Genomic DNA, 6,845 nt, shown 5'->3' on the forward strand with positions numbered 1-6,845 from the left:
CCCTCGCCCTTCTCTCTGAAATTCCTTGAGGGATGAATGAACGCCCTGCGAGCGCTGTTACCGCCACTGTGGCTCAACTGAGTTGAGTCTGAATGGTTCTTGTGGCGAAACCCTCGACGCGATCACCAAATCGCCGTTCAGGTCGGAAAATGGGCCGATCGCCTGCCAAAAGCAGTGTGCATAATGCCCATTATGTTTAATTGGCCTTTTTACCAGGGAAAACGGGCCGTTCGCCCCGTTCTGGCAGCAGAGGGGCCATTTAGAGTGCTCAGGCAGGGCTGCCGAGGCGGTTTGGCGGCTGAAAGTTTGCGACGGTTTGGGAGAGGTTTTGGCCGCGATCTCTGGCCTATCCGGTTTCGGCCAAACTGGGCGGTGAGTGGCCCAGATCTACGCCACAGGGACGCCAGACGAGCAGGAGGCCGCACGGGCTGAGGCTTGACAGGATAGGGATGCAGATTTAAGGTGATTTATCCCTGTGGGGCCTAATCACTAGCTCGCCGAGCCTAACAGCCCGGCCTAAATCACATTCGAGTGTGTAATTCGCTTTGCGCTGTCGAATCACCTCACGACCATGACGTCCTCAAGGGACATGTGGTCCCTGGGGCGATTTGTCATGCCTGAATTTCCCCAAACACAGCCAGTACCGAGTGGCTGCCACGCAAAGCGGATTCCTATTCCAATTGATTTTTCTGATTTCCCCAACTGAGAAATCCCTTCTTTTATTGCACAAAATGCAATAACTGAATATTTCTCGCCAGTCGAGCTCAACTGGATAATCTCGGGCGCACTGAAACTCACGGGTGGATGTGGACGGTCGAAATCTAAAGATGGAGACCTTGCAATACAGTGTTATGCGACTGCAACACGCATCTGCGCATTTATGCGTTTAACGACCCAGTATACCTTGTAGGCGTTTCTTACTTTATAGACCAATACCTTGTAGGCGTTTCTTACTTTATAGACTAATACCTTGTAGGCGTTTCTTACTTTATAGACTAATACCTTGTAGGCGTTTCTTACTTTATAGACCAATACCTTGTAGGCGTTTCTTACTTTATAGACCAATACCTTTCAGGAGTTTCTTACTTTATAGACTAATACCTTGTAGGCGTTTCTTACTTTATAGACCAATACCTTTTCAGGTATTCCTTGCTCTAAGGATCACGCCACGCACGAATAAGCCTCCGGCGGAGCCTTGCGGCCACTGCCTCCCACCGGGTAGCCGATGAGATGCGATGCGATGATACCCAGCCCCCCCCCCCTGCCGTCTCTGTTTGACAGAGACGGCCAGCGCCAACCCAGCGCTATCCCTTAGCCCTCGGGCCATGCCGCCAGATCTCACTGGCACGAAAACGCACGAAAACAGGCCAGCCGGACGCTCGGCGCAGTCGATCTCGACCCGCGCCCTGCTTGCAGGAGCCCCCTGCCATAGCAGCCCCCTCCGCTCTGCGGAACAATCACGCTCACCGCGTAAGGAGATGTAGAAAAAAAAGCCCCCCACGACACGCACAGTCGAAAACAGGTGCAAAACACTCACCACCAGGAACAGGGGATGGGGCATCAAAACGTAATTTCAATCAATCAATATGGAGATTTGATATGGCGAGATGTGATCGGGCAAACCCCGATTCACGAAATTTTGGCCTCGGCAGCCGGGATATGGGCTATGCCGGGCGCAGCGCCCTGCGCGAGGGAATGCAGAGCCACAGTTCGATCGCCACGATGGCCGATCGCTGGGGCCAGTTCGCCAGTTGGGCGCGTGAGGAGGCGGGGATCAGGGACATGCGGCACATCGAGACGGCCACCCTGCGCGGTTATGCCGCCCACCTGATCGCGCGGCTGGAGCAGGGGGAGATCAGCCCCGCCACCGCCCAAAATGCGCTCTCCGCCGTTAACCGGGTCATGGAGATAGCCCGAGGCGACCGGGCCGTGCGGCTCGACCCCGTGCGCGAGGCGGGGCTGCCGACCCGTAGCGGGATCGCTACCACCGATCATGCCGTGCCGGTGTCCCAGCACGACACCGCCGTGGCCGCCGTCTCCGAGCGGGTGGGAGCCCTGCTGAGCCTCCAACGTTCGTTGGGATTGCGGTTCGAGGAGGCGGCCAAACTCGACGCCCAACGGGCGCTTGCCCAGGCCGAACGGCACGGCCAGATCCGCATCGAGGACGGCACCAAGGGCGGGCTCGTGCGGCAGGTTCCCTGCCAATCACCCGCCCAGCACCACGCACTGGCCCAGGCCGCCGCCCAACAGGAGGGCCGCTCGTTGATCCCGCCCTCAATGTCCTACAAGGACTTTAGGACGGCTGCCTATAGCGAGCTGCGCAGCGCGGGCATCCGGTCGCACGGCGAACGACACGCCTACGCCCAGGGACGGTACGAAACCCTGGTGGGTGCCCCCGCGCCCGTCGCGGCCGGGATCGGTCACGGTGCCGACCATCATCGGTTTTTAGCCGCCCAGTTGGGGATCGAGGTCGCGGCGGCGCGGGAGCTGGATTTGCAGGCCCGTGAGCAGGTGGCCGCCGAACTGGGGCACGGGCGGATCGACGTGACCAACTCATATCTGGGGTAATCAGCGATGAACAGCATGGAAAACTGGGTACGCGAGCGGGTGGATGTCTACCTGCGACATGGCGGCAAAACCAGCCGCCGGGCCACCGTGCAGCGACTCTGCACCATCTTGAGCGACATCCGCCAGCATGAACAGGGGGTGAGGCTACCGCCCCAGGTAGGACGGGCCCATCTACACCGCTATTGGGCCCGTCACAGCCACCTTTCCGAGCGGACGCGACAGGATCATTGGTATGCGGTGCGGCTGTTGTGGGCGCTACTGGACAGGGCTGGCCAGCCGCCCCGTCCTCCGTTACAATCAAATTTCGATTTTGATTAGTCAAAATAGGATTGTGATATGGAAGAGCTGCAAGCCAAGTGGACGTTCGACCAGGGCGGGTTTGCCAAGGCGATGATCGTACCCACGCCGATGGGGACCGGATACCATTTGCACCTGGTGAAATTCGGTAAACAGAGCGAAACCGTAGTGCTGGAACGGCAGCGCGGCGGCTGGCGAGTATTCAAGAGCATCGATGCTGCGGCCAACACCGCCAACAGCATCGGTTTCCGGCGCATCGAGGTCGACCTTAGCAGCCGCTAAGAACGTTAAACCACCAAGACAAAACCCGCTCCGTGGATAAGCCCTCCTGCCCACAGGCCAAACACACGGCCTGATGGACAGCCCTTCGGGATCGGGCTTAACCACCTCGCCAAGATCCTCTCTCTGGTTTTTTAACGGAACAAGAAACGCCCTTCGGGCGCTGTTATCTGATAAGGCTTGTTTGGATCACTCCTGCGAGATTTTGGAGAGGTAGCGGCTGACACTTGCCGAACCGATCCCTAAATCCTCGGCAATATCGCGATTGCTGTAGCCCAGCGCCTTAAGCCGTTGCACCTCTGGCAGCAGCTCTGCGCGTGTCTTGCCGCTGTTGCTGGGTCTGCCCCCTCCCTTGGATACCTTGCCCCCCTTGGCCCCTCGATACCCCTGTACCTGGCTAAACCCTGCTGGGGTGAACCGTTGCCACACCCAACGGGCGACACTCTTGGCCGTGGCCTTGATCTCCGACACAGGAAGCGGGCCGCCCTGCTCCCGTCCAAACGTATTGGCGCTTTCACAAGCAGCTCTCACTGCATCGGCCCAAGCCTCATACCCGTTAGGCCGCCAGAACTCTCTAACGGCGCTGTAGGCCCATTCACGCACGTTATCGAACAGGGTGACGTTACGCCCCAGCCCGCTCGCCTCTTTGCGGCTGCGGCGGTTATAGGCCGCCATATCGGCATCTGGGCAGAACTCCGCGAGGTAGTCGAGGGAATAGGGCTCAATGCCGTGCCATACCGTCCACCAATCGCTGTGTACGGGGTTTTTGGTGATAAGGCCAACATACCCAACGTCAGCACCCAGCCGATGCGCCAAAACGTGTTCTATGGCCGCCAGATAGCGCAACGGCTTTAGCCTAGCCGCATTGGTACGTGCCACGGGCGCGGCTAGCAAATAGCCAAGATGGTAATTCCCGTTCTCGGGGTTGATCGAGATCCAATGCGGAGCGGGCAAACCACGCTCCCGCCATTCGTGATACCCATCTCGCCGACGCAGCTCATGCGGTTTCTTGTCCACGTCAAACACCAGACAGGATACATGGGGCGGTGGGTTGTACTGGATATGGCGATAGCCCAGCGCAGTAGCCTGCGGACGAATGAGCAGCCCTGACGATTTATCATCAGTGCAGTAAGGGCGACGAGGGAGACGTTCGATGAATGCAGCAGCTAGAAGCGCTGGTTTTACCATCTGGCACCGCGCTTATTGGCGGCTCTGGGTTGTTTGATGTGATCCATGTGGTATTCTTGTTCCTGTGATTAAGTCACGGCCCCGAACTCTCTGTAATCTCCCGCCAAGTTGATCAACAGAAGTTCGGGGTTTGTCTTTTCTGGACAATACGTTACTGCATCACTCCGCTATAGAGCAATGTTCAAGATCCTCAACAGACACAATCCCACTACCGATGAGCTTTTGTGGGGGGGTAGGCTATCGCCACAATACAATAATTCGTGCTACCAACCCCCAGCCAATGAGACAATGAAAGCAACAAAAGGAGAGGGTTAATTATGTCGAACAAGTATTTTTCAAGTGTATGTTTTTGGGTTTTCATTTCTGGCGATAAATTTATCGACCTATTCAATAATAATGTATTTATTATCATTAACGCCTGATTTGAATGCACTATCTGGGGCATCTGCAAGCTTTTCAAAAGTTTTAAACTGCCCGTGTTGGAGGTTGCAACCAAAAAGAGCCAACTCCCATGGAGTAGACTGTATGCCTATTGTTAGCGTTAAAAGTCCGTCATTGATCATTTTAAGGTACTTCATAACTTCTGGGTTTTCATTTTCATATGATAAGCAGGATGATTTAACCTTGCCGGATTGCTGTTGTTCGGTACATGCCTTATATACAGCCTCGCAAACTCTAAGCTCTGTTACACTTGGCTCAGCAAAAGCTGAATTGCAAACAAAATAAATAACAAGAAAAAAACAACTATATTTTCTACTCATAGGTACCTGCCAATTTTCAATTGTATATATCGCCACGATGACCAATCATCACAGCAACAATAACCATTTCGTTATCCCGGATCTCACACACAACACGATAATCACCAACTCGATATCGCCAGTAGGTACGCAGATTACCTGTTAACGCCTTGCCTGCATCCCTTGGGTCTTCCAGCATCATCACCCGCCGCAGGTACTTGGTGATCCGCTGAGCTTGGGTTTTATCCAGCCGTGCTAACTGCTTCGCTGCGGTGTCGGTCAGTTCAACTTTCCAAGCCAAGGTCGCGCTCCACATCATCCAGTGAGAACAGGCGCTCTTCGCCCTTGCGAACCTTCTCCATCACCCGCTCGGCCAGGTAGTAATCTTCCAGCTCTTCCAGGTGCGTCAAGATGGCCTCACGGGCATAGAAGGTCTTGGTTCTCCCCGTCTCTTGCGCCAAGTGCGCCAACCGAGCTTCGATCTCCGAAGGCAAGCGAATCGCTAACATAGTCCACCTCTCACACCATTGATATACGCGTATATCATACCTCAAACGCAAGCCCCTGCAACGAGGCCTGCCCGTTACTGTCGCGGCGCGACACGGAAGTTCGCCGCGTCCACCTCGAAGCGGCGCACGCCGATCTCCTCTAGGTAGGCTTGCAAGGTATCGAGCTTACGAAACACTCTGACCTGCTTGCTGCGCTGGGCGGCCAAGGCGCGTTCGGCCAGGCCGTAGCGCACCAGCAGCGACCAGCCGCCGGGCTGGCCAACGGCGATCACGACGCGGACGGCGCCCGCTGCCACCAGTTGCACCAGGGTGGGATGAGTGATGGTGTCCATGTGGTCTAAACTAGCGATTCTTGTGGTCTGTACTAGCAGGTTCATGTAGTCTATGTGAGCGTTTCGTGTGGTCTATATGAGCGATTCATGTGGCCTAAATCAGCGACCGATGACCACGCATACGCCTGCTGGTAGTCCTGCGGCGTACCTTGACCGGTGGCATACATCGCCCCGAGGGCGAATTGTGCACCAGCATTCCCCTGCTCGGCGGCTTTGCGATACCAGACCACCGCCTGGGCAGCATCCTGTGGCACGCCTAGGCCGTTGTCGTACCTAAACCCGAGGGAGAATTGTGCGTCAGCATCCCCCCGCTCGGCAGCTTGCTGGACATCAGCCAGTGGCTCCTTGGGCCAATCTTTGGCCTGCAACGGCTGGATGAGCGCTAACAGTGCCAATAAAACCAGCTCAATACTCCAAATCACCTTCATTCATCGTTCTCCATGAGCTCTGACTACGGTTAGTTCGTCTCATCTCGCCCATCATACCAACCAAACCAGCTCCATTAAGTCATTAATTATTTGATCTCTCTTCTTGTTCTTTAGATCTCTTTTCATTAGATCAAGATACAGATCAAGATAAAGATAGGAACGGTAAGTCATTGATTCATAAGCGTTAAAATTGACAAATAAATGGTATACCTTCACATTTCGATGTTATACCTTCACATTTCGATGTTATACCTTCGTTTTTCGATGCTATACCTTCACTTTTCGATGCAATCGTGCGGCCTGCCGCGCTTCGCTTGCCTCCGATTCAGCTCCTTAGGGCGAACAGATGCCGTGCGTCGTGAATCCGGACTTACTCACCCTCGCCCTTCTCTCTGAAATTCCTTGAGGGATGAATGAACGCCCTGCGAGCGCTGTTACCGCCACTGTGGCTCAACTGAGTTGAGTCTGAATGGTTCTTGTGGCGAAACCCTCGACGCGATCACC

General features: G+C 55.3%; 9 protein-coding genes. 3 read left to right on the forward strand and 6 right to left on the reverse strand.

The window, feature by feature from the left end; all coding sequences use genetic code 11:
- Positions 1-1,599 precede the first annotated feature (1,599 nt).
- Genes HKD46_RS20720 through HKD46_RS20730 form a run of 3 tightly spaced genes read left to right on the forward strand, consistent with a single transcriptional unit; the run spans position 1,600 to position 3,147 of the window.
- A complete protein-coding gene (locus HKD46_RS20720; protein WP_235673903.1) occupies positions 1,600-2,568 on the forward strand; it encodes an integrase domain-containing protein in 969 nt (322 codons plus the stop codon).
- A gap of 6 nt (positions 2,569-2,574) precedes the next feature.
- Complete coding sequence (locus HKD46_RS20725; RefSeq protein ID WP_171865920.1) at positions 2,575-2,886, forward strand: hypothetical protein; 312 nt, start codon at positions 2,575-2,577, stop codon at positions 2,884-2,886.
- 18 nt (positions 2,887-2,904) lie between these two features.
- Positions 2,905-3,147, forward strand: a complete 243-nt coding sequence (locus HKD46_RS20730) for a plasmid replication protein RepB (RefSeq protein WP_171865921.1) — start codon at positions 2,905-2,907, stop codon at positions 3,145-3,147.
- 186 nt (positions 3,148-3,333) lie between these two features.
- Here the strand turns inward: HKD46_RS20730 and HKD46_RS20735 are convergent, their stop codons facing one another.
- The 6 genes from HKD46_RS20735 to HKD46_RS20760 form a co-directional block, all read right to left on the reverse strand.
- On the reverse strand, positions 3,334-4,332 hold the full coding sequence (locus tag HKD46_RS20735) for a replication initiation protein (RefSeq protein ID WP_171865922.1): 999 nt from the start codon (positions 4,330-4,332) through the stop codon (positions 3,334-3,336).
- A gap of 383 nt (positions 4,333-4,715) precedes the next feature.
- Complete coding sequence (locus HKD46_RS20740) at positions 4,716-5,093, reverse strand: hypothetical protein (protein WP_161469535.1); 378 nt, start codon at positions 5,091-5,093, stop codon at positions 4,716-4,718.
- A 16-nt stretch (positions 5,094-5,109) separates the two neighbouring features.
- Positions 5,110-5,373, reverse strand: coding sequence for a type II toxin-antitoxin system RelE/ParE family toxin (locus HKD46_RS20745; RefSeq protein ID WP_167568022.1), 264 nt, complete (start codon positions 5,371-5,373; stop codon positions 5,110-5,112).
- Positions 5,357-5,581 carry a TraY domain-containing protein gene (locus HKD46_RS20750; RefSeq protein ID WP_103252497.1) on the reverse strand — a complete coding sequence of 75 codons (225 nt, stop codon included), beginning with the start codon at positions 5,579-5,581 and terminating at the stop codon, positions 5,357-5,359. The genes HKD46_RS20745 and HKD46_RS20750 overlap by 17 nt, the downstream gene beginning before the upstream one ends.
- Positions 5,582-5,655: 74 nt before the next feature.
- Positions 5,656-5,913 (reverse strand): hypothetical protein, encoded by a 258-nt coding sequence (locus tag HKD46_RS20755; RefSeq protein WP_103252498.1) that lies wholly within the window; start codon positions 5,911-5,913, stop codon positions 5,656-5,658.
- Between the two features lie 50 nt (positions 5,914-5,963).
- The gene (locus HKD46_RS20760) at positions 5,964-6,341 is read right to left on the reverse strand and encodes a tetratricopeptide repeat protein (protein ID WP_171865923.1); all 378 of its coding nucleotides are present in this window, start codon (positions 6,339-6,341) and stop codon (positions 5,964-5,966) included.
- Between the last annotated feature and the right edge of the window lie 504 nt (positions 6,342-6,845).

The organism is Aeromonas sp. TW 6 (assembly GCF_013168745.1).
Taxonomy (GTDB): Bacteria; Pseudomonadota; Gammaproteobacteria; order Enterobacterales; family Aeromonadaceae; genus Aeromonas; species Aeromonas caviae.